This window comes from Nesterenkonia sp. AY15, from assembly GCF_022565855.1.
Lineage (GTDB): Bacteria > Actinomycetota > Actinomycetes > Actinomycetales > Micrococcaceae > Nesterenkonia.
The window spans coordinates 335,932-359,658 of sequence record NZ_JAJOYV010000001.1 but is presented as its reverse complement, the minus strand read 5'-3'; the positions used below and the strand labels follow the sequence as shown (position 1 = coordinate 359,658).

At 66.1% G+C, this 23,727-nt stretch carries 16 protein-coding genes and 1 tRNA gene; 6 read left to right on the top strand and 11 right to left on the bottom strand.

Annotation, left to right across the window (positions count from 1 at the left end; all coding sequences use genetic code 11):
* Positions 1 to 10 precede the first annotated feature (10 nt).
* Positions 11 to 1,528: an L-lactate permease gene (locus LSI54_RS01590; protein WP_241463893.1), complete on the bottom strand. Its 1,518-nt coding sequence runs from the start codon at positions 1,526 to 1,528 to the stop codon at positions 11 to 13.
* A gap of 11 nt (positions 1,529 to 1,539) precedes the next feature.
* Entirely contained in the window at positions 1,540 to 2,544 is a 1,005-nt protein-coding gene (locus LSI54_RS01585; protein ID WP_241477594.1) for a 2-hydroxyacid dehydrogenase, read from the bottom strand.
* Positions 2,545 to 3,114: 570 nt separating this feature from the next.
* Here LSI54_RS01585 and adhP point away from each other — a divergent pair.
* Positions 3,115 to 4,143, top strand: coding sequence for an alcohol dehydrogenase AdhP (gene adhP / locus LSI54_RS01580; RefSeq protein ID WP_241477786.1), 1,029 nt, complete (start codon positions 3,115 to 3,117; stop codon positions 4,141 to 4,143).
* 107 nt (positions 4,144 to 4,250) lie between these two features.
* Positions 4,251 to 4,592, top strand: coding sequence for a carboxymuconolactone decarboxylase family protein (locus LSI54_RS01575; protein ID WP_241463890.1), 342 nt, complete (start codon positions 4,251 to 4,253; stop codon positions 4,590 to 4,592).
* A 526-nt stretch (positions 4,593 to 5,118) separates the two neighbouring features.
* On the opposite strand, the gene LSI54_RS01570 is transcribed toward LSI54_RS01575, so the two are convergent.
* The 5 genes from LSI54_RS01570 to LSI54_RS01550 all read right to left on the bottom strand — a co-directional run bounded on the left by LSI54_RS01570 (position 5,119) and on the right by LSI54_RS01550 (position 12,457).
* Positions 5,119 to 5,192, bottom strand: a tRNA-Met gene (locus LSI54_RS01570).
* 148 nt (positions 5,193 to 5,340) lie between these two features.
* Positions 5,341 to 8,460 carry a UPF0182 family membrane protein gene (locus tag LSI54_RS01565; protein WP_241477593.1) on the bottom strand — a complete coding sequence of 1,040 codons (3,120 nt, stop codon included), beginning with the start codon at positions 8,458 to 8,460 and terminating at the stop codon, positions 5,341 to 5,343.
* Positions 8,461 to 8,549: 89 nt separating this feature from the next.
* Positions 8,550 to 9,641 (bottom strand): YlbL family protein, encoded by a 1,092-nt coding sequence (locus LSI54_RS01560; protein ID WP_241470148.1) that lies wholly within the window; start codon positions 9,639 to 9,641, stop codon positions 8,550 to 8,552.
* 52 nt (positions 9,642 to 9,693) lie between these two features.
* Entirely contained in the window at positions 9,694 to 11,238 is a 1,545-nt protein-coding gene (locus tag LSI54_RS01555) for a zinc-dependent metalloprotease (protein ID WP_241463884.1), read from the bottom strand.
* A gap of 178 nt (positions 11,239 to 11,416) precedes the next feature.
* Positions 11,417 to 12,457, bottom strand: coding sequence for a hypothetical protein (locus LSI54_RS01550; RefSeq protein WP_241477592.1), 1,041 nt, complete (start codon positions 12,455 to 12,457; stop codon positions 11,417 to 11,419).
* A 73-nt stretch (positions 12,458 to 12,530) separates the two neighbouring features.
* On the opposite strand from LSI54_RS01550, the gene LSI54_RS01545 reads away from it, so the two are divergent.
* On the top strand, positions 12,531 to 13,070 hold the full coding sequence (locus LSI54_RS01545) for a M48 metallopeptidase family protein (protein ID WP_241470150.1): 540 nt from the start codon (positions 12,531 to 12,533) through the stop codon (positions 13,068 to 13,070).
* Positions 13,071 to 13,077: 7 nt separating this feature from the next.
* On the opposite strand, the gene LSI54_RS01540 is transcribed toward LSI54_RS01545, so the two are convergent.
* Both LSI54_RS01540 and nudC read right to left on the bottom strand, forming a co-directional pair.
* Positions 13,078 to 15,270: an ATP-dependent DNA helicase UvrD2 gene (locus LSI54_RS01540; protein WP_241477591.1), complete on the bottom strand. Its 2,193-nt coding sequence runs from the start codon at positions 15,268 to 15,270 to the stop codon at positions 13,078 to 13,080.
* Complete coding sequence (gene nudC / locus LSI54_RS01535) at positions 15,267 to 16,343, bottom strand: NAD(+) diphosphatase (RefSeq protein ID WP_241463880.1); 1,077 nt, start codon at positions 16,341 to 16,343, stop codon at positions 15,267 to 15,269. Before nudC ends, LSI54_RS01540 begins: the two co-directional genes overlap by 4 nt.
* A 189-nt stretch (positions 16,344 to 16,532) precedes the next feature.
* On the opposite strand from nudC, the gene LSI54_RS01530 reads away from it, so the two are divergent.
* From LSI54_RS01530 to LSI54_RS01520, 3 genes are all read left to right on the top strand, one after another.
* Entirely contained in the window at positions 16,533 to 18,167 is a 1,635-nt protein-coding gene (locus tag LSI54_RS01530) for a phosphotransferase (RefSeq protein ID WP_241477590.1), read from the top strand.
* A gap of 220 nt (positions 18,168 to 18,387) precedes the next feature.
* Positions 18,388 to 19,635 carry an MFS transporter gene (locus LSI54_RS01525; protein WP_241475696.1) on the top strand — a complete coding sequence of 416 codons (1,248 nt, stop codon included), beginning with the start codon at positions 18,388 to 18,390 and terminating at the stop codon, positions 19,633 to 19,635.
* A 48-nt stretch (positions 19,636 to 19,683) separates the two neighbouring features.
* Positions 19,684 to 20,373: a TenA family protein gene (locus tag LSI54_RS01520; RefSeq protein ID WP_241463875.1), complete on the top strand. Its 690-nt coding sequence runs from the start codon at positions 19,684 to 19,686 to the stop codon at positions 20,371 to 20,373.
* A gap of 7 nt (positions 20,374 to 20,380) precedes the next feature.
* On the opposite strand, the gene LSI54_RS01515 is transcribed toward LSI54_RS01520, so the two are convergent.
* Positions 20,381 to 23,332 (bottom strand): DUF3427 domain-containing protein, encoded by a 2,952-nt coding sequence (locus LSI54_RS01515; protein WP_241477589.1) that lies wholly within the window; start codon positions 23,330 to 23,332, stop codon positions 20,381 to 20,383.
* Positions 23,329 to 23,727, bottom strand: coding sequence for a (deoxy)nucleoside triphosphate pyrophosphohydrolase (locus tag LSI54_RS01510; protein ID WP_241477588.1), 399 nt, complete (start codon positions 23,725 to 23,727; stop codon positions 23,329 to 23,331). The genes LSI54_RS01515 and LSI54_RS01510 overlap by 4 nt, the downstream gene beginning before the upstream one ends.

Sequence of the window (23,727 nt, the reverse complement as noted above, 5' to 3'; positions counted from 1 at the left end):
CGACCTCAGGTCAGCGCGTGAAGGCAAAGGCCAGGAGACCTCCGAGCGCGACATAGAGAATGGCGATGGGAAACGTGGAGCGCAGCACCTTTCCCTCTTTCCCGGTGAGGCCCACGGTGGCGACGGCGGCCACGATATTGTGCGGGCAGACGATATTGCCTACCGCGGCTCCGAATCCCTGTGCCCCGAGGAGGGGCAGCGCCGGAAGGTCTGCAGCGTGGGCGGCAGTGGTCTGGAGTTCCGTGAAGAGCACGTTGGACGCGGTGGCGGAGCCGGTGACGAACGTCCCGAACGCTCCGACGGCTGGGGACAGCAGAGGCCACGCTATCCCGATGCCGGCCGCCGCGTAGGCCAGCTCGTTGGTCATCCCGGCATAGGACATGGTGCGGGCGATAGAGATCATCGCGACCAGCGCCGCCAGCACCGGGCCGAGCTGCCTGGTCGCAGTGATGAATGCCCCACGGACATCGCGTCGCGAGGCCCGCTGGAGGACCGCTCCGGAGACAAAGGCCACGGTCAGCAATGCCGCCGGGTGGAACAGCGGCTGGACGCTGCCGGTGAACCCGGTACCGGTCACCCACTCGATCGTGACGCCCTCAAGCTGGTCTCGGACCGGAGGAATCAGGCGAGTCGCGAGGACGAGAAGCACCAGAACCAGGTACGGGGCGGCTGCGCGCAGCAGCCCTCCTGGGTCACCGGCCTCCGCAGGTCCACCGCCGGAGATGGCGTTCTCCAGGCGCCGCCGTCGGACAAGGAGGGCGGCGAAGATGGCGACACCGGCGATGGCACCTCCTAGCGTGGGCAGCTCAGGACCGACAAAAGCGGCGATCAGGCCATAGGGCACAAGGAAGGAGACGGCGGCCAGGACACCCCAGGTCCATAACCTCCTGGTACCGGGCATAGCGCGGTCGATGGTCAGGACGACTGCGGCTGTCAGGATCCCGCCGAGGATGACGTGGTAAGGAGCCGTGGCCCTTGCCAGCTCCGTCCCTGAGAAATCCACCAGCGCACTCTGTGCCAGCACCGGCGTGCCGATGGCACCGAAGGAGACTCCGGCGGCGTGGCCCATGAGGGCCGCCGCCACGGCACGCACCGGCGGGAGACCTGCGGCGACCAGGAAGGGTGCGGCCAGCGCCACCGGCGTACCGAACCCAGCGGCGCCCTCAAGGAACAGCGCAAAGAACCAAGCCACCAGGAGCGCCCCCATCCGGGGGTCCGGGTGGAGGCGGGCCAAGCCGGCGTGCAACCGCTCGGCAGCGCCGGTGCGTTGCTGGAGGTAGTGGATCCCCAACGCGGGACCGATGATTCCCGCCACCGTCGCGGCGATGAATGAAGCCTCGGCCACCACGCCGGCCGTGCCCGAGACCACGCTGAACGGATCCGCCGGACCCCCGAAGCCGAAGGCCGCCACGGCCAGCACCAGGGTGAGCGCGGCCGTCACCAGCCCTGCCCTGGCTGCCGACCAGTTGGCGACAGTCATGAGCACCAGGACCAACAGGACCGGTACAGCTGCCAGGAATGCCAGCATCTCCTGCCCCGCTACTCTGCGAGGTCGTCAACGGTGATCTGGTTCAGGACTTCGCCGCGCGCCGCCGCCGTGAGATTCTCCATCGTGGTGGTCACGATGTGCGTCATCGCGTCACGGGTGAAGAACGCCTGATGGCCGGTGATCAGCACGTTGGGGAAGGTGAGCAGTCGCGAGAACTCGTCATCGTGCAGGACCTCGTCCGAAAGGTCTTCGAAGAACAGATCTTCCTCTTCTTCGTACACGTCCAGACCCAGGTAACCGATCTTCCCCTGTTTGAGGGCATCGATCACCGCGCTCGTGTCGATCAGCGCACCTCGGCTGGTATTGATGAGCATGACACCGTCACGCATGCTGGCAAGACGTTCAGCCTGAATGAAATGGTGGGTCTGCGGTGTCAGCGGCAGGTGCAGCGAGACGATGTCACTGTGTGCCAGCACTTCTTCCAGAGGCAGGTACTCCACTCCCATCCTCCGGCACTCCTCGCTGGGGTGGGGATCACTCACTACCACCCGGCAGCCGAAGCCGAGCATGATCCGCGCGAAACAGGTCCCGATCCGGCCAGCGCCCACGACTCCCACCGTCCTGCCGTGGAGATCGAATCCCATCAGACCGTTCAACGCGAAGTTGCCTTCCCGGACCCGGTTGTAGGCCCGGTGGATCTGGCGATTCAATGACATCACCAGGGCCACGCAGTGCTCCGCCACGGCGTGCGGGGAGTATCCCGGGACGCGGGAGACCGAGATTCCGAGCTTCGCTGCCGCCTTCAGATCCACATTGTTGAAACCCGCAGACCGCAGCATCACGTTGCGGACACCTAGCCGGCTGAGGCCATCGAGCACGGGCCCGCCCACGTCGTCGTTGACGAAGACACATACCGCGTGAGCGCCTGCAGCCAGCGGAAGGGTCTCAGGCGACAAACGGGTCTCCAGGAAGGAGAGCTCATGCCCATGGGCGACATTGGCGTCCGTCAGGAACTGCTCGTCATACGGCTTTGCACTGTAAACGGCCACCCGCATGCCCTGCCTCCGCCTGTTTTCGCCGATCCCATCCCCGGTCTCCCGAGCCCGAATCCACTATGTGGTCCAGAAACGACGGCAGATAGGGCCGTTGGTCCCACTAGCTGGACTGACCAGGGACGTTGGTCAAGTCAATGTGATCCGCTGATCTGAACCCTGGCGCAAGGAAAGCCTCCTGCGGTCCCGTCGACCTGGTGACCTCTGATCACAGCCGCTGCATCGTCAGGCGCGTGGAAGAACAGAGGTGGGAGCGCGATCAGGATGATCTCCCTCCACGGCCGAGCAGACGCGAGCGCCCCTGCGGATGCAACGTGGATGCAACTCGAATGTGACTAGAGTCACGCCAAGAGGCCGCGTGAACAACAGCCCGCTCCGTGGAGTCGGCATGGTCCAGACGCAGACCCGACTGGTACTTGGACGTTGGTCCGGGAACAGGCGTCAGCAGGCGGCCTCCGTCTCGACCCGGACCTCAAAGAGAAGACCCGCCACGATCAAGGAGCCATCATGAGCAATGTCACCGCTTCCTCCACTAGTACGGACTCGGACACCCAACAGGCCCACCAAGGCACGATGAGGGCAGCAGTCGTTGAGGCCTTCGGGCAGGACCTCGTCATCAAAGAGGTCGCCATTCCCGAGCCAGGGCCGGGCCAGGCCCTGGTCAAGCTCATCTCCTCCGGCGTCTGCCACACCGACCTGCATGCCGCCGAGGGCGACTGGCCGGTCAAGCCCAGTCCGCCGTTCATCCCCGGCCACGAAGGCGTGGGGACCGTGGAGAAGCTGGGGGAAGGCGTCACCGAGCTTTCCGTGGGCCAGCTGGTGGGCAATGCCTGGCTGTGGAGTGCCTGCGGAACCTGCGAATACTGCCGTACCGGATGGGAAACTCTGTGCGAGTCTCAGAACAACGGTGGCTATAGCGTGAACGGATCGTTCGGCGAATACATGATCGTGGACGCCAAGTACGCCCCCCTCATCCCTGATGGTTCAGACCCCTACGAGGTCGGACCGGTGCTCTGCGCCGGTGTGACCGTCTACAAGGGGCTGAAGCAGACGGAGGTCCGCCCGGGCCAGTGGGTGGTCATCTCTGGCATCGGCGGCCTGGGCCACATCGCTGTCCAATACGCAGTGGCCATGGGCATGCGGGTCGTGGCGGTTGACGTCGCCGACGACAAGCTGGCCCTGGCCAAGCAGCACGGTGCCGAGATCGTGGTCAACGCCATGATGACGGATCCGGCCATCGAGATACAGGAGAAGACCGGCGGGACCCACGGCGTCCTGGTCACCGCCGTGCACCCCAAGGCCTTCGGTCAGGCCATCGCCATGACCCGCCGCGGCGGCACCATCGTGTTCAACGGCCTGCCTCCGGGAGAATTTCCGGCCCCGATCTTCGACATCGTGCTGAAGGGGCTGACCATCCGCGGATCGATCGTGGGCACCCGCCAGGACATGGTCGAAGCCCTGGAATTCTACGCCCAGGGGAAGATCCGTCCCACCTACAGTCGCCGTCCACTCGAGGACATCAACGCGGTCCTCGACGAGATGCAGCACGCCAAGATCGAGGGGCGTGTGGTGGTGGACTACAGCGCTGCCCCGCAGCGCTGACCGAGTCGCGCACGAAGCGCGGAACGGAAGACGCCACACACGTCGCCAGTCGAAGATCCCGTGGATGAACACTGCATACAAAAACAGAAACGTGGAAGAGCAATAATATGATGCATTACGACTCGTCTGACGTAAAACACATGCAGACTATAAAGGAGGGATCCCCGAAAGGATTCGAGGCTTTCGCGGCGTTTGATGGCGCCGTATTCTCCGAAAACGATCATGTGTTGTCCAAAAAACTCCGCGAACTCATTGCGATCGCAGTAGCGACCACAACGCAGTGCCCACATTGCGTCGAGATTCACTCCAGGGGTGCGTATAAGGCTGGTGCGTCCGAAGAGGAAGTGTCCGAAGCCGTGATGGTCTCCGCAGCACTTCGGGCAGGTGGCGCTGTGACGCATGGTTGGATGGCAATGAAGTTCTTCCAGGATGAGGCGAACAGTGAGTGACGCGCGTTCCTGGTCGACTCTCGTTCGTTCAGGCCCCGCCCACTGGTGAGGCTCGAGGGCGGGCCGAACGTCGTCGAAGCGCGAAGAACCGCCGTCGTGAGAGTCACCGGAGCCCAGCCTCGGCTGAACTCCGGTGACCGAGTGCCCTCCGGGGTCTGCGGCCCTACGAGCAGCGGCTGAGGGTCCGATCCGCTCACGGACCGGGAGCACCCCACGGCGGCCCTCCGCGGGACCTTGGCTTCTGCGGTCTTGACCGGCACAGATGTCCAGCGATATCCGATGGGGTTGCTCGACCGCCGAGGAGAGCCTGGTCCGCGGAATCTGGCACCCTGACGAACCTGCCGCACTGCCCCAGGTCGACGGCGTCCCGCTTTTTCTCAGCGAGGGCTCCGCGGTACGGCAGGCAGGCTCATCCAACGACTCGGCCAGAACGAAGGAATCTCAAAGTCAGAGCGGAGTTGAGACTCCCCCAGGGCAAGCAAAAGGCCCCGGACCTGGTGTTCCCCAGGTCCGGGGCCTTATCTCGTTGCGGGGGCAAGATTTGAACTTGCGACCTCCGGGTTATGAGCCCGGCGAGCTACCGAACTGCTCCACCCCGCGTTGCGACTTGTTTAGTCTACGCACACATTTCCTGAGTGCAAAATCGAAATGAACTGTTCGGAGTGTGATCTCCGACACCCGCCTCCCCGTCCGGGCCACAAGGGTCCGGACGGGGAGATTCTGCGGGTCTCAGATCAGCTCCGAGTGATCACTCGTCCAGGTCAGCCTCGGCCTGCAGGGCATCATCGATGGCCTGCTGCAGCTGCTCCTGGGCTTCGCCGTAGGCGGCGAAGTCACCTTCGGCGAGTGCCGCCTCTGAATCCTGGAGCGCCTGGCCTGCGCGATCCAGGGCGTCGTTCAGACGCTCCTGAGCGGGACCGGACGGCGCGGTGGGACCGTCGGTCTCATCGGCGTCGGTCTCGTCCTCGGTGGTGGCCTCTTCCTCAGCAGGCGCGTCATCCTCGGTGGTGGCATCGTCCTCAGCGGGGACGTCACCCTCGGGGACATCGAGCTCGGAATCCACAGCGTCGCCGGTGACGCCTGCACCATCAGCCACTGCGGCTCCGGAGTCGCCGCCGAAGACCTGGTCGAGAGCCTCGTCGAGGGTGTCAGCGAAGCCGACCTCCTCGCCGTAGGCCACCAGCACCTTGCGCAGCGCCGGGTAGGCGGCCGCAGTACCGGTGGACTGCACGTAGACCGGCTGGACATAGAGGATGCCCCCACCGGCGGGAAGGGTGATCATGTTGCCGTTGATCACTTCGGAAGCGCCCTGACGCAGCAGGTTCAGCTCCTGCGAGATCTGCGAGTTCGAATCGAAGTTCGCCTGGGTCTGGCCGGGGCCAGGCACGGCGGTGTCACGCGGAAGCTCCAGCAGCCTCAGCTGGCCGTAGTCCTCCGCCTTCACCCCGTCCTCACCCGTGCCGGCGTCACCGGCGGCGGCGAGGAAGCCGTAGAGCACGTTGCGCTGCTGTGCACCTTCAGCGATCTGTGGGATGAACGTACCGGTCAGCGAGAAGGAAGGCTCCTCCTGGTCGGGCATCTGCAGCGTCATGTAGTACGGCGGCTGCGCCACGGAGTTCTCGTCGTCGGCGGTCGGATCCGCAGGAACGGACCAGGCGTCGTTGTTCTCGTAGAACGTGCCGGGATCGGTCACGTGGTAGCGACCGAGCAGCTCGCGCTGGACCCGGAACATGTCCTCGGGGTAGCGGACGTGATCCAGCAGCTCCGCCGACATGTTCTCGTAGGGCTGGAGCGCGTCGGGGAACACCTCCTGCCAGGCGCGCAGGATCGGATCCTCGGTGTCCCAGGCGTAGAGGTCCACCGAGCCGTCATAGGCATCGACGGTGGCCTTCACCGAGTTGCGGATGTAGTTGACCTGTCCGGTGAGCATGGGGGCTCCCTGGGTCAGCGCATCCGTGGTGGCCTGCTCCAGCTGCTGCTGGGCCGAGTAGGGGAAGTCGTTGGAGGTGGTGTAGCCCTCCACGATCCACTTCACCCGGCCGTCGACGATCGCCGGATAGATGTTCTGATCGACGTCGAGGAACGGTGCGACTTGCTGCACACGTTCACGCGGCTCGCGGTCGTAGAGGATCTGCGACTCTTCGTTCATATCCCCGGAGAGCAGGATCTCAGGGGACTGGAACTGGATGGCGTAGACGAGCCGGTTGAACAGGCCGCCGACGGCGGGGCCACCCTCACCTTCGAAGGTGTAGACGGTCTCGGTCTCGGAGTCTGCTGCCGCCGGACGGTCGAGCTCCAGCGGATCGGCACCCTCGGGCGCACCGACGATCGAGTACTGCGGCGAGTTCTCACCGAAGTAGATGCGCGGCTCATAGTCCTCATCCGAGGCCAGCTCGCCGCGGGTGGGGATGCCCTGCAGCGTGAAGCTGGGGCGTCCTTCGGGGGTCACGGTGTTGGCGTTGGCCGCGACCAGTCCGTAGCCGTGGGTGTAGATCAGGTGCCGGTTGACCCAGGAGGCGTCGGTGGGCACGTTGAGCTCGCGGGCGGCGATCACCGTGTCGCGGCGTTCGCCGTCGATCTCGTAGCGGTCGAAGCTCAGCGTGTCGGGGAAGGAGTAGTACTGGCGGAACTGCTGGAACTGACCGAACGCGGCGGAGACCAGGTTCGGGTCCAGCAGGCGGATGTTCTGCGTGTTGGCCGCATCCTCCGCGAGTGCGCCCGGGGTGGCTGAGGCGTCGGCGTCGTAGCTCTCCTGCTCGATCTCATGCAGGCCGTAGGCGTAGCGGGTGAGCTCCATGTTGCGCTCGATGAACGGCGTCTCCAGGGTCCGCTCCGAGGGCTGGACCTGGTACTCCTGGACGAAGAACGGGACCAGGCCGCCACCGATGATCGCGGTGATCAGCAGCATCGCAGAACCGATGATGGAGAAGCGCCAGCGGGCGGTCACGGCGGTGATGATGAAGATGCCGGCCACCACCACCGCGGCGACGGCGAGGATCGCCTGCGCCGGGATGACGGCGTTGACGTCGGTGTAGAGCGCGCCGGCCCAGGTTCCGCTCTGGTTCTGCAGGGTGGCGTAGCGATCGAGCCACCAGTTCGCACCTTGGAGCAGCAGGAACAGAGCCGCGGTCACGGCGATGTGCCAGCGGGCTGCCTTCTCGACCACGAACTTGCCGTTGGCCTCGATGCGGATGCCGCCGAAGAGGTAGTGGGTCAGGATGCCAGCGATGCCGGCGACGAGCACGGCCGAGATCAGGAAGCCGTTGATGAATCCGAGGAACGGCAGGGTGAAGACGAAGAAGGCGAAGTCCATCCCGAATTCGGGATCGGTCATGCCGAAGGGCTGCTGGTTGATGAACAGCATCACGTTTTCCCAGCTGCCCTGGGCCGCGGTGCCTGCGAAGAGGCCCATCAGCACGGGCAGGCCGATCATGAACAGGCGACGCATCGAGTTCAGTGTGCGCTGGTAGCGGATCACCGATTCGTTCATCTGGCTCTGCACCGAACTGGGGCGGGTGCGGAAGGCCAGGAACAGGCTGAGCCAGACCAGGCCTGCCATCACCAGGAACGCGATCAGGAAGATCACACCGCGCGCGATGCGCTCGGTCCAGAAGACATCCTCATACCCCAGCTGGTTGAACCAGAGGATCTCGGCATAGAAGCCGGAAGATGCCACGAAAATGCCGATCAGCGCGGCGATGATGACGATCGTCAGCACCAGTGCTGACGGACGCCGCGGCCCGGAACTCCTCGCTGGCCGGTCGGAACCGGACCCGCCGGAGTTGTCGCCGTCGTCCCCGCCCGAACCGGAGCCGAACAGGCCTCCGCCGAACGGGTTCGCGGACCCGAATCCCTGAGAGAAACTCACGGATAAACCCTCGTCTCTATATATGTGCTTGGATACATCGGTGTTGCTGGTGGGTCAGGCAGCTGACCCGGCTGGACCGGCGCACCGGTTCAGCTTCCGCAGGGCTCGAGCCCCGCGAGGAAGTCTTCGTCTGCGTCGCGGACCGCCTCGACGATCGCGCGACCTTCGGACACGTCATCGACCGCGTAGGTCGACAGCCCGTCAGGCACCCGCCCGTCGAGTTCGGCGCAGTTCGCTGCCGGGACGAGGAAGTTCTCGATCCCCTGGGAGCGTGCACCGACGACCTTCTGGGCGATCCCGCCGATGGGCCCGACCGTGCCGTCCGGGTCCACCGTGCCGGTGCCGGCCCAGTTCTCCCCGCCGGTCATGGACTCTTCCGTCATGGAATCCACGAGGCCGAGGGTGAACATCAGCCCCGCGCTGGGACCGCCGACACCGTCGAGCTGGATGTCGACCTCCACCGGGAACGCGAACTCGTTCTCGAGCATGATTCCCACGTAGTAGTCGCCATCCGCTTCTTGGTAGGTGGGGACCTCGTAGTCGAGCTCCTCACCATCGCGAAGCACTGTCAATGCTACCGGCTGACCTGCGGCGGTGTTGACTGCGTCACGCAGCCCCTCGAGTCCGGTGATGGAGCTTCCGGCCGCCGCGGTGACCCGGTCCCCGGGCTGGAGCTGCTCGTTGGTGCCGACCTGGACCGCCTCGGCGGTGAAGTCGATGACGGAGAGCTCCTGGTCATACCCGATGCCGAGCTCCTCCAGGGCCGCAGCCACCGCAAGATCCTGGGAGCTGGTCATCGCGGCGGTGTTCTGCTGCTGGACCTGCTCGGCAGTGGTGCCGGAGGGGTAGATCAGCTCGTGCGGCTGGATGTCGGTGCCGGGGCTGAGCCAGCCGGTGACGGCCTCCGGGACGCGCACCGTGGAGGTGGGTGCCCCGGCGACGAACACGGTGGTCAGGTTCAGCGAACCCTCGGTCGGGTAGGTCGGTTCTCCGTTGACGGAGATGACGGCCTGGTCCTCGATCTCGCCGATGGTGTTGAACATCGGGCCAGGGCTCTCCACCAGGTAGGGGCTGGGAAGCAGCAGGCTGAGCAGTCCGATGATGAGCGCTGACGTGCCGGCCGCCGCCTGCAGGCTTCTCCGCAGACTCAGCCTCTTCGGTTTCGGGGTGTGCTCAGTCATGATGATCGTCACTCATCATCTCATCTGTGACCAGCCGCACCGGAAGATGACGTCAGGCCCCCGGCGACTTGCCGTCGTATCCGCCGTCGAGCAGCTTCTGCAGCTCCTCGTCGATCTTGGCGGTCTCTTCCTGACGTTCCGCGCGGCGCTGCTGGAATCCGGTCGGATCGTCGAGGTCCTGCTCGTCGGGCTGGACATCGGGGTGGCCCCAGACATCATCGCGTCCGGACATCCCCTCGGTCTCGCGCAGGTGCGCCCAGAGGGCGGCGGCGTCGCGGAGCCGACGGGGACGCAGCTCCAGTCCCACCAGTGCGGCGAAGGTGTCCTCGGCCGGTCCCCCGGAGGCCCGACGGCGGTTCATCGTCTCGCGCAGCCGGGACAGCGACTCCAGGTGCTCGGCGGCCTGGGTGACGACGTCGTCCACCCAGCCCTCGACCAGCGCCAGGGTGGTCTCGATGCGCTTCAGCGCGGCCTCCTGCATGGGGGTGCGCTCCTCCGGGAAGAGGCCCTCACCGAGGATGGAGTTCATCGCCTCGGGGTTGTTCGGGTCCATCTGGCTGGCGGCCTCTTCGATCCGGTCCATGTCGATGTGGATCCCGGCGGCATACTGGCCGACGGCGTTGAAGAGGTCCTGCTCGAGCCAGGGGGCGTTGTTGAACAGGCGCATCCGGGCGGCTTCACGCAGCGCCAGGTAGAGCAGCACCTCGCGCTTGTCCACACTGAGGCCCTTGCTGAACTCGCGGACGTTCTTGGGCAGCAGCGCGGTGGTGTTGCCGGCCAGCGGCAGTCCGGTGTCCGAGGAGGAGACGACCTCCTTGGCGAGTGCGCCCACGGCCTGGCCGAGCTGCATGCCGAAGGCCATGCCGCCCATGGACTCGATCATGCCGGTGATCTGCTGTGCGCCGGCTCCGCCCATCATGGACTCGAGCTCCGGGGGAAGGCCTGAGCCTTCCTCTCCGAGCTGGTCCTTGATGGCGCTGCCGAGGGCCTTGGAGACCGATTCGGCAACCGGTTCGGTCAGCCGCTTCCAAGAGTCGAAGGTCTCCTCGACCCACTGGGCGCGGGACCAGGCCTGGCCGATCTGCCCGGCGGTCTCGAAGGTGGTGGCCCCGTCGAGCCACATGTCCGCCAGGCGCAGGGCGTCGTCGATCTCCTTGCGCTCGGCGGCCGAGACGCTGGGGTCATCGCCGGCGGCGGCCTGGCGTGCGGCCTGCCGCGCCATGGACCAGTTGACCGGGCCCTTGTCCTCGTCGGCGGGGTTCTGCATGGCGGAGAACATGGACTGGACCTGTCCCATGATCTGCTGCATCATCTGCGGGTTCATATCGGCCATGCCGGGGATCTGCGAGGGGTCGAATCCGGGAGGGAGGCCGGGGATTCCGCCCTGATCACCGGCGCCTGCACCGCCACCTGCGCCGGGGGTGCCGGTGAAGCCGATGCTGGGGCCGCGCTTGGCGGCGTCGTCCTTGTCGGCGTCATCACCGGGGGTCTGCCCGGGCATCTGCCCGCCGAAGAGCTGTTTGAAGAACTCCTCCATGGGGTCACGTGGGTCTTCCCCGTTGCCCTGGTCGTTGCTGCCGGAGTTGTTCTGGCTCATCGGACGCTCCCTGTGGTGATCCTGGTTCGGCCTGAGAGACTCCAGCGTATCCAGCGCGGCTCGGTGATGTCTGTATGGGCGCGGTCAGTTCGCCACAGGATGAAGTCGGGCTGTGATGTTGACGGTGGGGCTGCCGCTTCTCAGCTGTCCTGCTCGCCTGTTCTGATCCCTGCCCTCATCACCCGGAGACGGGGGTGTTCAGCCGGCAGGCGCATTCCGGGTGTGGGCTCACCTGCTCCAGGCTGAGCTTCCCGGTCGAGGCGGAGAGACCGATCATCCGCGAGGCGGTCTGCGGCGTGACCTCGCCATCGATGGCGAGCTGGACCTCGCGGGCGAGCAGGCTCGCCACCACCGTCGCAGACTGCGGGTCCTCCTGATCCAGGGGCGGATTCGCGGTCGGATGCTGTCCTGCGAGCGCGGTCTGCACTGTGTCCCAGTGCGGGTCTGCTGCGGCGCCGTGCAGCTGCAAGCACTGCGGGCAGGGGCCGTGGTCGCGGCTGAGCAGCGGACCGATCTGCCACTGGTCGGGGCCCGTGCCCAGCGGGTGCCGAACCACCGGCAGCACCAGCTGGGCCCGGGTGGCTGCGGCGGAGAGTCGCGCCGGGGCGACGGCGCGCCGGGCGAAGATCACCTGGATGTCCACCGGCTCCTGCGGCAGCGCGGGCGGGGTGTGCGGGATCGGGAGCGAGGTGTTCGCGGCGGACGCCGAGGTCTGCCGGGCGGGCGCCGAGCAGGTGATGACTGCTGCTTCGGGGTCCTGCCGCAGGCAGGACCGGCGCACCGCGACGGCGCGGGTGAGGCCCACCGCGGCCGCGGAATACCCGGCCGCCACGTCGGCCCGGTCGACGAGATGATCGTCGCGCAGCAGCAGCAGGCCCAGGGGCAGGCGGGTCAGCTGCTCGGCGAGAAGCGCAGCCGGGCGGGGCAGCCCATCGATCAGCACCGCCGCCAGCTGGCGTCGCGCCTGCACCCGGATCGCCGCTGCGGCGGTGGGCGGGCAGCCCTCGGCGGGGCGCGGGCAGCCCTGCTCGGGACAGGAGTCTCCGTCGTCGGCAGCTTCTTCGCCGCGGGTGACGCTGACCGGTTCCTGCAGGCGTTTCAGGGTCTGCCGGGCAGGGCCGATGATCCGCACGGCGCGGTCACCGGCGCCGAGCTGGATGGTGCGCGCATCGAGCACGAAGGCGTCTTTCCATTCCGCGGGCAGTGTCCCAGGATCCATCTCCCTATCGTGCCAAGGCCGGGATGGTCGGGCTGAGTTTTCCACAGTCTTGGGCCGGGCTAGGCTCCTTCTCATGGCGTCGAGGCAGCTTCAGCAGCAGATCACGGTGGACGGCCAGCAGGTGCTGGTGGTCCGCTCGGCTCGGCGCACCCGAACCATCTCGGCTGATCAGGTGGCGGGGACTCTGCGCCTCCGGGTTCCCGTGCGGCTGAGTCAGCGCGAGATCGAAGACCACGCCCGAGCCTTTCAGAAGAAGCTCAGCCGCCGCGCGGCACGGCGACCGCGCAGCGATGAGGAGCTGCTGGCACGGGCATCCGCGCTCTCGGCCCGCTATCTGGACGGCGTCCCGCAGCCGGAGGCGGTGAGCTGGTCCACCCAGCAGCACCAGCGCTGGGGCTCCACGACATCGACCACCGGGACCATCCGACTCTCCTCGCGGCTGCGTGAGATGCCGGTCTGGGTACAGGACTCGGTGCTGGTCCACGAGCTGGCGCATCTGATCGAGCCCGGGCACGGGCCGAGCTTCAAGGCACTGGTCGCGAAGTATCCGCGCACCGGCGAGGCCGATGCGTTCCTGGCCGGCGTCAGCTGGGCCGACCACCACGCCGACTGAGCCCTGATCAGACCTCTTTGAGGATCTCGCGGAGCCGGTCGCCGTGCTTCTCGAGCTTGCGCTCGCCGATGCCGGGGACCTTCAGCAGCTCCGCGTCCGAGGTGGGCTTCAGCTCGGCGATGACCTCCAGGGTGGCGTCGGTGAAGATCACGAAGGCGGGCACCTCGAGCTCCTTGGCATAGTCGCTGCGCCAGGCGCGCAGCTTCTCGAAGAGCGCCTCGTCGTAGCGGGCGGGGCAGCTCTCGCAGCGGCGCCGCTTGACCTCGGTGGCCACCGTGAGGATCTTCCCGCAGGTCGAGCAGGTGGAGGCCTTCTTCTTGCGCGCCGCGGCGTTGGGGCTCAGCCCGCCCGCCGAGGGGATGATCTTCCGGCCCGGCTCCTCGATGCCCATCTCCTTGCGCAGCGGGCGCAGGAAGCGCGAGGGGGTGCGGCGGCCGCGGCCGCCGGTGTGCCGGGAGGCCGCGGAGGAGAGGAAGAGGAACTTCCGTGCGCGGGTGATGCCCACGTAGAGCAGCCGGCGCTCCTCGTCGACCTCCTTCTGGGTCTTGGCGAAGGTGATCGGCATCAGCCCTTCGGAGAGTCCGGCGAGGAACACCGCCTCCCATTCCAGGCCCTTGGCCGAGTGCAGCGAGGCCAGCGTGACGCCCTCCACTGTGGGAGCATGCTGCGCGGCGGAGCGCTCCTCGAGCTCGGTGATGAAGCTGCGCATGGTGAAGTCTTCGCGCTCGGTGGAGAGCTGGTCCGCGAGCCCCACCAGAGCCGCCATGGACTCCCAGCGTTCGCGGACCGCGCCGGTGGCCTCGGGGGCCTTCGCGGAGTAGCCGTGGGAGGAGAGGATGTCGCGCACACTCTTGGACACCGTGTCCCCGGCGTCGTCGACCAGTGAGGAGGTGCGCAGGGCGGCGAGCGCCTCGCGGACCTCGCGGCGGGAGAAGAACCGTTCGGAGCCGCGCAGCTGGTACGAGATCCCGGCGGTGGCCAGGCTCTGCTCGAAGGCCTGGGACTGTCCGTTGGTGCGGTAGAGGATGGCCACCTCGGAGAGCGGCACCCCTTGTTCCTGCAGCGCCTTGATCTCGGAGGCGATCCACCCGGCCTCGGTGTCGTCGTCGGCGTGCTGGATCAGCTTCGGGACCGGGCCGCGCTCGCGCTGGGAGATCAGCTGCAGCGGCTCGGGCCAGGGCGCCGGGTCGGTGAGCCGGACGGTCTCCCGGGTGCGGTCGGCCAGCAGCGAGTTCGCCAGCTTCACCACCTCGGGGGTGGAGCGGTAGTCACGGACCAGCTTGACCAGGTTCGCCTCGGGGTGGCGGCGCTTGAAGCCGAGCAGGTAGTCGGGGGTGGCGCCGGTGAAGGAGTAGATGGTCTGCGCGGCGTCGCCGACCACGCAGATCTCGTCGCGTCCACCGAGCCAGAGGTCGAGCATCCGCTGCTGCAGCGGGGAGACGTCCTGGTACTCGTCGACCACGAAGTGGCGGTACTGCTGGCGCACCTGGGCGGCCACCCGCTCATCGTCCTCCAGGATGCCGACGTTGAGCAGCAGCACGTCCTCGAAGTCGATCAGGTGCTTGTCCAGCTTCACGTCCTCATAGGACTGATACAGCTTGGCGAAGGTGCGGTGGTCCACTCCCCCGGGCGCGGGCCGGCCAGCACCCTCGGCGGTGGCGACCTCCAGGTAGGACTCCGGGGTCAGCGTGGAGACCTTCGCCCATTCGATCTCGCTGGCGAGGTCGCGCAGCGCGGCACGGTCGGTGGTCACGTGCAGCCGGCGCGCGGCCTCGGCGAGCAGCCGGACCTTGTGGTCGAGGATCTGCGGCATGGTCCCGCCGATGGCGACCGGCCAGAAGTACTGCAGCTGGCGCAGCGCGGCGGCGTGGAAGGTTCGCGCCTGGACCCCGGGGGCGCCCAGCGCGCTGAGCCTCGAGCGCATCTCGGCGGCGGCGCGGGCGGTGAAGGTCACGGCGAGCAGCCGGTGCGGGTCATAGACCCCGGCGCGGACGCCGTAGGCGATCCGGTGCGTGATCGCGCGGGTCTTGCCGGTGCCGGCCCCGGCGAGGATGCACAGCGGACCCTTCAGCGTGGAGGCGGCCAGGCGCTGTTCCTCGTCGAGTCCGTCGAGGATCGCTTCGGGCGGGGCGGCGGCCAGCTGGGTGGCGGAGAGCGCGTGTCCGGTGGAGGAGCTGGAGGAGAAGGCGGGCTGACTCATCGGGGCTGCTGTCCTCGCTGACCGGGCCGGCCGTTTGTGCTGCCAGTATTCGCGCGGCTGGGGGCCGGGCGCGGCTGGGCATCGGAGACCGCGTTGATCAATGTTCCGTGCCAGCGTTCGATCAGCGCCCGGGAGATCGAGGAGCGGGTCGGCAGGGTGACCTCCCCGGCCTCGGCCGCCTCGGTGAGCTCTGCGCGGGTGAACCAGCGGACGTCACGGATCTCGTCGCCGTCGGGCCGGGCCACGGAGGGATCACGGGCCACGGCGAAATGCCCGAGCATCAGCGAGCGCGGGAAGGGCCAGGACTGTGACCCCATATAGCGGATATCGGAGACGACGACGCCGGCCTCCTCCTCGATCTCACGGGCCAGTGCCGCTTCCACCGACTCCCCGGCCTCGACGAACCCGGCGAAGGTCGAATATCGGCAAGTGTCCCAGCGGTGGGCCGAGCCCAGCAGGATCCGGTCATCAGAGTCCAGCACTGCGGTGATCACGGCGGGGTCGGTGCGCGGGAAGGTCTGCGCGCCACAGTGGGGGCACACCCGGCGCCAGCCCGAGACCTCCACCTCGGTGGCGGTTCCGCAGGAGGCGCAGAAGCGGGTGCCGACATGCCAGGCGGTGATCGCCAGCGCCTGGGTGAGCAGGGCGGCGTCGAGCGGGGTCAGCTGAGATCCGGCGAAGGCAAGGTCAGCCCAGGTGGTCCCGGTGGTCCCGGCGGCGACGTGCTCATCGGCGGGCTTGGGGTGCGCCACCGTGACCACGTGAACGAGCGCGGCCGCGCCACCGCGGCTGCCGGAGACACCGTTGCTGGCAGCTCCGTCGGGCAGCTCGGCGGGATCCACGGCACCGAGCGCCACGGCACCCTCGGGCAGCGGGCCGGTCGCCTCTTCGTAGTCCAGCCGGTTCCCACTGAGCCGGGCGCGACGGCCGTATAGGCGCAGCACCCGGGTGCCGGGGGTGGACCAGACTTCGCTGAGCCATTCGGGGCGTTTGCGCTGGGCGTCGAGGCGGTCGATCCGGGCCCCGTCCTGGGGCAGGACGAGCAGGCCTTCACCAGGGTCCCGGAGGTGCATATGCATATCCTCCACCGTACCGGGCCCGAGACCGCGGGGAGCACCCGCAGGACCTGTGTGGACAGTGAGGATCGCCGCACCGAGAGGACCGCATGAGTGCCAATCCCGTGTGATTTCATCAATTCAGCGTGGCCCGGCCGCGCGTATGGGGTCTGACCCCATACGCTGGTCCTCGTGCGATGGACATCGATGGAACTTGCGGCCCTGGCGACCGCGGCAGTGCCGGGCCTTTCCCCGACCGGCGTGGCCGCGGCGGCCGACGACGCCCGCGACTTCACGTCCGCCGTCGTCATCGACTCTGAAGGTCACCGCTGGAGGATCCGCTCTCCGCAGCATCAGGAAGCGGCGATGCGTCTGGAGACCGAGCTGCAGGTGCTGCGCGGCTTCTCCACCGGCATCCGCGCCGAGCTGCCCTTCCGGGTCCCCTCCGTCGCCGGCGCCGTGCGCCGCGGGGAGATGCGCACCTTCGTCTACAACCACCTGCCCGGCACCTCGCTGGAGCTCAGCGAGCTCTCCATGCAGCCGCAGGCCGTCATCGAGGACATCGGGCGCACCATCGCCGCGATCCATGACCTCGACGAGGCCGTGGTGGACAACGCCGACCTGCCCCGATACTCCGCCGAGCGATACCGCCAGCGTCGACTCAACGAACTGGACCAGGCTGCCACCACCGGGGAGATCCCGGCCCTGCTGCTGCGCCGCTGGGAGCACGCCATGGAGGACCGCGAGCTCTGGGGCTTCACCCCCGCCGTCACCCACGGGGACCTGCACGAGGATTCACTGCTGATCGAGGGCAAGCGCGTCATGGCCGTCACCGGTTGGACCGACCTGCACAGCGGGGATCCGGCGGATGACTTCGCCTGGCTCACCGCTGCCGGGGATGCCGAGTTCACCGAGAAGGTCCTCGCCGCCTACCGCCGCCACCGCACCGGCGAGGTCGACGAGCACCTGATGCGCCGCGCCGCCCTGACCGCGGAGTTCGCGCTGGCCCAGTGGCTGGTCCGCGGGCACGCCAGTGAGAACCCGGAGATGATCGCGGAGGCGAGGGGTCTCCTGGAACAGCTCAAGACAGACATCGAGACCTACGGCGGACAGCCGATCGCATTGACCCCGGTGGCGGGCGATGAACCCGCCGCGCCCGCCGAGGAACAGGACTCCCGTCCTGTGGCCCGCGCTGGTGCCGCGGCGACCGTGGCCGACACCGGCGAGTGGGCGGACTCCGGCGAGGACGACGACGAGCCCGCCGTCATCACCGACGCCGGTGCCTCCCAGACCAGCCACCACCAAGACCTCACCGAGGACGCCGGCGCCACCGGCGAGGTCCCGGCGTTCGCGCCCCGCCCGCTGCCCGGGGATGAGCCCACCGGCTCCATTCCGGTCATCGCGAACGAGCCCCCTGCCGAGGAGCCCATTCCCGACGTGATCTTCGATGAGGAGGACGAGGGCGACCTCCCGATCCACCCCGATGAGGCCTCGGAGCGTCGGGCGAAGGATAAGCACTTCTTCCCCGCGGTCGCCTCAGCGACTTCGGCGGCCTCCACGGGGTCTGCATCTTCGGCCCAGTCGGCGCGCTCCGCCGAGTCTGCCCAGTCCGCCGCCTCGGCGCAGTCGACATCCTCCGCGCAGTCTGTGCCGGCTGCGCAGCCGGTGCCCCCCGTGCAGCCGGCAACAGCAAACTCCTCGGAGCAAGGCGAATCTCCCGATTCACCTGAGTCCCCGGACTCACCACAGTCTGCCGACTCCGCCCCTTCCCCGGAAGAATCCGAGGGCGGGAACGAGTCGATCTATCATCGGCACCCGGGCCTGCGCCCACCGACCGCCTAAATCTCCTGGTTCAGCCTCCTCACCGCCGAGGAGAGGCCTGTCCAGGACACCTGCACGTCAGGCCCTCAACGTCGAGGTGCGGCGCCGCCCCGGGAATGATCCCCGCCGTGGCGCAGTTGTCGGATGAGTGTCTTCTCCCGGCTTCTCGGATTTGGCAGGCTCGACGCGCGCTCTGACAGGTGCACCCCACCATTGACCGGCTGCAGCACAGGATGACGATATGACCACGGCGGAACAGACCTCAGCAGGCACGACCTCTCCGAGCGCGACCCCCGCGAAGCCCAAGTACACCCGCAGACAGGTGGCGCTGGCGATCGTGGCACTGTCCATCGGCGGGTTCGCCGTGGGTGTCACTGAGTTCGCGATCATGGGGCTCCAGCTTGAGGCCGTCGCCGATCTCGGCATCACCATCCCGCAGGCCGGAATGCTGATCAGCGCCTACGCCATAGGTGTGGTCATCGGCGCGCCCATACTTTCCATCCTGGGTGCCAAACGGGAGCGGAAGGCCTATGCCCTGCTTCTGCTGGGCGTCTTCGTGTTCGGCCATGTGCTGAGCTTCTTCGCACCGAACTACGAGACCATGTTGATCGCCCGGTTCCTCTCCGGACTCCCCCACGGCGCGTACTTCGCCGTGGCTGCGCTGATGGCGGCCGAAATGGCGGGCCCTGCCAAGCGCAGCCGTGCGATCGCCGTCGTCCTGGGTGGTCTGGCGATCTCCAACGTGCTCGGCGTACCCGTGGTGACCGCGCTGGGTCAGCAGTTCGGCTGGCGCTGGATGTTCATCTCGGTGATCGTGCTCGCGCTGATCACCATGGTCGCGGTCGCTCGCTACGCGCCGCGGCAGATGCCCCCGGCGAAGGCCACGATGCGTTCCGAGATCAAGGGCCTGAAGAACAAGCGGCTCTGGGTGGGCATCATGCTCGCCGTGGTCGGCTTCTCCGGGATGTTCGCGCTCTATTCCTACATCGCCCCGGTCAGCACCGAGGTCACCGGCTTCCCAGAGAGCGCGCTGCCCTGGGTGGTGGGGCTCTTCGGTGCCGGCATGGTGGTCGGCAACTTCGTCGGCGGCTGGGCGGCGGACAAGTCCGTGCTGGGCACCGTGGTGGTCGCAATGGCCCTGGTGGCGGTGTTCATGGTGCTCTTCGCCTACACCGCGCACATCCCGGTGCTGATGTTGATCTTCCTGTTCCTGGTCGGCCTCTCGGCCAGCGCGCTGGGCCCGTCGATGCAGACCCACCTGATAGACACCGCCCCGGATGCACCGCAGCTCGCAGCCTCGCTGCACCACTCCGCGTTCAACGCCGCCAACGCGCTCGGCGCCCTGGTGGGCGGCCAGGTGATCGCCGCCGAGATGGGCTTCCGCGCCCCGAGCTATGTCGGCGCCGGAGCCGCCGTGCTGGGTGTCATCGTGGCGCTCTATGCGATCCACCTGACCCGGAAGATGAAGACCCCGCGCGTCGCGATCTGAGCGCTTGCTGCTCCTCAGCGCACTGCGTGAGACCCGTAGGCTGAGTCCATGAGCTCCCCCACCACGTTCTCCACGACCGCCGACGTCGCCGCGGACAGCTTCGCAGGACAGCTGCGGCTGGCCACGGCTGAGCACTGGGATGCCTCGGTGCATCATCGGTTCATCGACGAGCTGTTCGCCGGGACGCTCAGCGATGAGGTGTTGGCTCGATACCTGGTGCAGGACTATCAGTTCTTCGACGCCTTCGTCGCGATGCTGGGCGCCTGCGTGGCCACCACTGATTCCAAGCCGGCCCGTCTGCGCTTCGCCGCGCAGCTCGGTATGCTCGCCGCCGATGAGGACGGGTACTTCCAGCAGAGCTTCGCCGAGCTCGGAGTGCCCGCGTCAGAGACGATGAGTCCGGAGCTTGCCGCTCCCACGGCGGAGTTCATCGCGCAGATGTGGGAGGTGGCGCGGTCGAGGGACTATGCGGATCTGCTGGTGGTGCTGGTGATCGCGGAGTGGCTGTACCTGGACTGGGGCCAGCGCGATCTGCCGCTGCCCGAGTCGGCGAAGCACCGGGGCTGGATCGACCTGCACCGCGGCGAGGACTTCCGGGCGTGGACCCAATTCCTGATCGATGAGCTCAACCGGGTGGCTCCGCCGCTGGAGTCCGACGACGGCGCGCGATTGGCCGCACGGTGGAAGCGGGTCGTGGCGATCGAACGGGCTTTCTTCGATGCGGCGTACTCTTCCTAGGCGGGGTCTAAGCGGTCAGTGTGGGGTGAAAGTAGTCGTAGAGACTGTGCGGTACGGGTTCGTTGAAGCGCAACAGCATTCGTACGACCGGCAATGGCGCACCTTCCTCGTTGGCCATGGTCGTTTCCTCCGCATCCTCGGACCGCGCTTGGCCAAGATAGAAGAAGTCGGTCCCATCGGCGTCGTCCCTCTTCACGAAGACGTGGAGATCCACGGAATTTTCCACGATCGCACGCACTTCTCTACTCGCCAATGAGCGTCGGCTCCGGGTGAACCATCGCATGACACTTGGGTCGAGCAACTCGTCCTCGTAGGCGACACTCGCCTCGACGTCATGGCCCTTGTGTAATGTCACAAAGATCGGGCACTGACCTGAGGTGACATCGGTGCGGTAGCCGTACATCGTTGATGCGTTGCTGCGATCCCAGCCCAGCAGTCTGGCCGCGTCTCGGCGGGAGTACCGCATTCCGGGCGTGAATGGGCGATCCGGCAAATATGCCTGATTAACGTGAGCGGCAGTCTTGAGAATGTCGTTCACTTTGTCCGCGAAGTTGGAATCGCGTTGGTATGCCTTGGCAACCGCAGGAACGAGTCGCAGGGCTCCAGCCGGCGTGCGCTCCGCGACGGGCGCCTCGTAGCGTGCTCGATCCCCCTGGTTGTAACCTTCTAGCATGAAGGTTGCCTGGGCACTCTGCAGCACGTCCGGCCCGGATGGGAGCTTCTGACCTTCCAGTACCTCGCGCAGTTCAGTGTCGGTTACATCAGTCCTCGACAAGAGCTCGCGCAGCAAGAGTGCCTCATGCGGCCGCTTAGCGGGCAAGACCTCATGGGATAGGAGACTTAGTGCACGCGACTGAGTTGAAGAAAGTCCAGATGGCATCTTGAGTGTCTTGGCCACGAGCGCCGGGAAGTGCTCTAGACGAGTGGCTAACACCAGGGGATCCACCGAGTCGTGTTCGACGAAGTCCCAAAGTCTAGGTACGCGACCTAGACGCTGCTGGAGCAGCTCAATTTCCCCCCGCAAATGACGCAGGTGATCCATCTTCGCGTCGGCGATTGCCCGAAGCACTCGCTCCCGAGCGATCTCATCGAACCGGACACTGGACATTCCGGGCAAGACGCCGTCTTCCTCCGCGGCGTTCAAGTTCTTGCGCAATGACTCCTTGTTCATCGACTTGTCCCCAAAAAGCGCGATGGGAATGAGGTAGTTGTTCGCGTAATTACCAATGAAATCAATGACCGTGAGATGGTCTTTTCCCGGCGCTTTGCGCAGCCCACGCCCGAGTTGCTGCACGAAAATGATGGCCGACTGCGTTTGACGCAACATGACGACTTGGTTGATTGACGGGATATCGACACCTTCGTTGAAGATGTCCACCGACAGCACGTAATCGAGCTCTCCGAGTTCCAACAGCTTCACTGTATTCTCGCGGTCTTCGACCGAGTCTTCCCCGGTCAATGCCGCTGTTCGCAAATTACGCCCATTGATGGATCGCTGGTTCAACTCAGCTGCTAGTGCATGTGCCTCATCCTTGCGACTACAGAACATGAGGCCTCGAGTCGGAACGCCTTGCTGGGAGTACTTGTTAATCGCGTCGACGATATGCGATGTCCGCACTGCTCCCGACAGGCGGTGGAGACCCGTCTCGTCAGAAATCGTCGAGCCGTCATCGAAGATCGCGTCCGCCACACCGAAGTAATGGAACGGGCTGAGCATGTCGGCCTCCAACGCATCATGGAGTCGAATCTCGTACGCAACCTTGTAATTGAAGAGCTCATATATATCCGCCCCGTCATTGCGTTCCGGTGTCGCTGTCATGCCCAACGCAAAATCAGGACTGAGGTAGTCGAGAACGCGTCGATAAGACGCCGCCCCGGCGCGATGAACTTCATCAATGAGCAGGTAGTCAAAGTCGGTGGGCGAGAGCTGTCCCAGGACGTCTTGTCTGGCGAGGGACTGGACGGTGGCGAACACGTAGCGTCGATCGAGTTGTTTAACGGACCCGGCGAGCTTTCCATAATCATCGCTAGGTCCACCCAGTACGCGTTTGAATTCAGACATCGCCTTGTCCAGAATTTGCTCACGGTGCGCGACAAATAGCAGGCGCCGGGGAGAAGCGGAACGCGCATCAAGTGCGGACAGAATGGTCTTTCCGGTCCCGGTGGCGGAAATGACGAGTGCTCGTTGGTGCCCCGCCACACGGATTGCTTCGATGGCCTCCAGCGCCTCGGATTGCATGGCGTTCGGCTGGATTTTCGCTCGGCCAACTTCGATGGGATCGCTATCTGTCGGTTCCTCGTCTGCAAGCGAGTCGATACGGGAGGTATACCGAGCTTGCACCTGAAGGGCGTCGAATTTCTGACGGTATGCCTCGATCCACCCGGAACTAAGGGGTCTCGTCGAAGCGAACTCATTGGCTACAAGGACAGAAAGCTGGGCGGCCAGCTCACTGTCCGGTCCTGCGGACACCTTCATGTTCCACTCGTGATTGCGGGTCAAGGCGGATTCCGTAAGGTTCGCGCTTCCCACGAGGGCTGTCACGCTCTTGTGGTGCTCGAAGACGTAACCCTTGGGATGGAAGGCCCGAGAACTGTGAAGTCCCACTTCAACATCGATTCCGAGCTCGCGCAGATGCAGGAGGTCCTCGAAAGTATTGGGTGCGTTGAAGTTAAGATAATTCGAGGTGACGATGCGCCCCTGCCCGTCAAAATCGAGCAAGTCTTGTTTGAGCATCGCCAACGCGCCGGGCGTGACGAAGGCGACTGAGAAAAAGAATGAGCGGCTCAGGCGAAGCTGCTCGCGAATGGTCCGCAGGACGGTGCTTCCCGTTTTGCGGTCATTCAGAACCAACTCAGGTGAGTATCTCCCCAGTCCGGTGCCCTCGGCGCAAATGAACCCCCGACTGACGTCGCGCGCTAGTTGATTCTCCGCGTAGAACAGATCGGGGCGAGCGCTCATGAGGTGAGGGTTCCTCGGATGATCTCGATCGCTGGGATGTCAGCGGGCGCCCACCTGAGGACTCCGAGGTCACTCGGGCTGAGCCAGATCACGTCAGCGTGTTCTGTCAGCCGCGGCGTGCCCGACGTGAGCTCGCAGAAGAAAGTGGTCAGAGTGACGACTCCGAAGTCGTACTCATATGTTGTCGTGGTGACCTTCTCCCCCACCTCAACAGTGCACTCAAGTTCTTCGGCAATCTCGCGCTGGAGGGCTCCGCGTGGGCTTTCGCCCGGCTCGATCTTCCCGCCGGGGAACTCCCACATGTCAGGCAAGCTGCCTTCGGGGCCTCGCTGAGCGCAGAGTATTTTTCCGCTATCGACGATCACTGCGCCTACAACGTTGATTTCCTTTTTCAC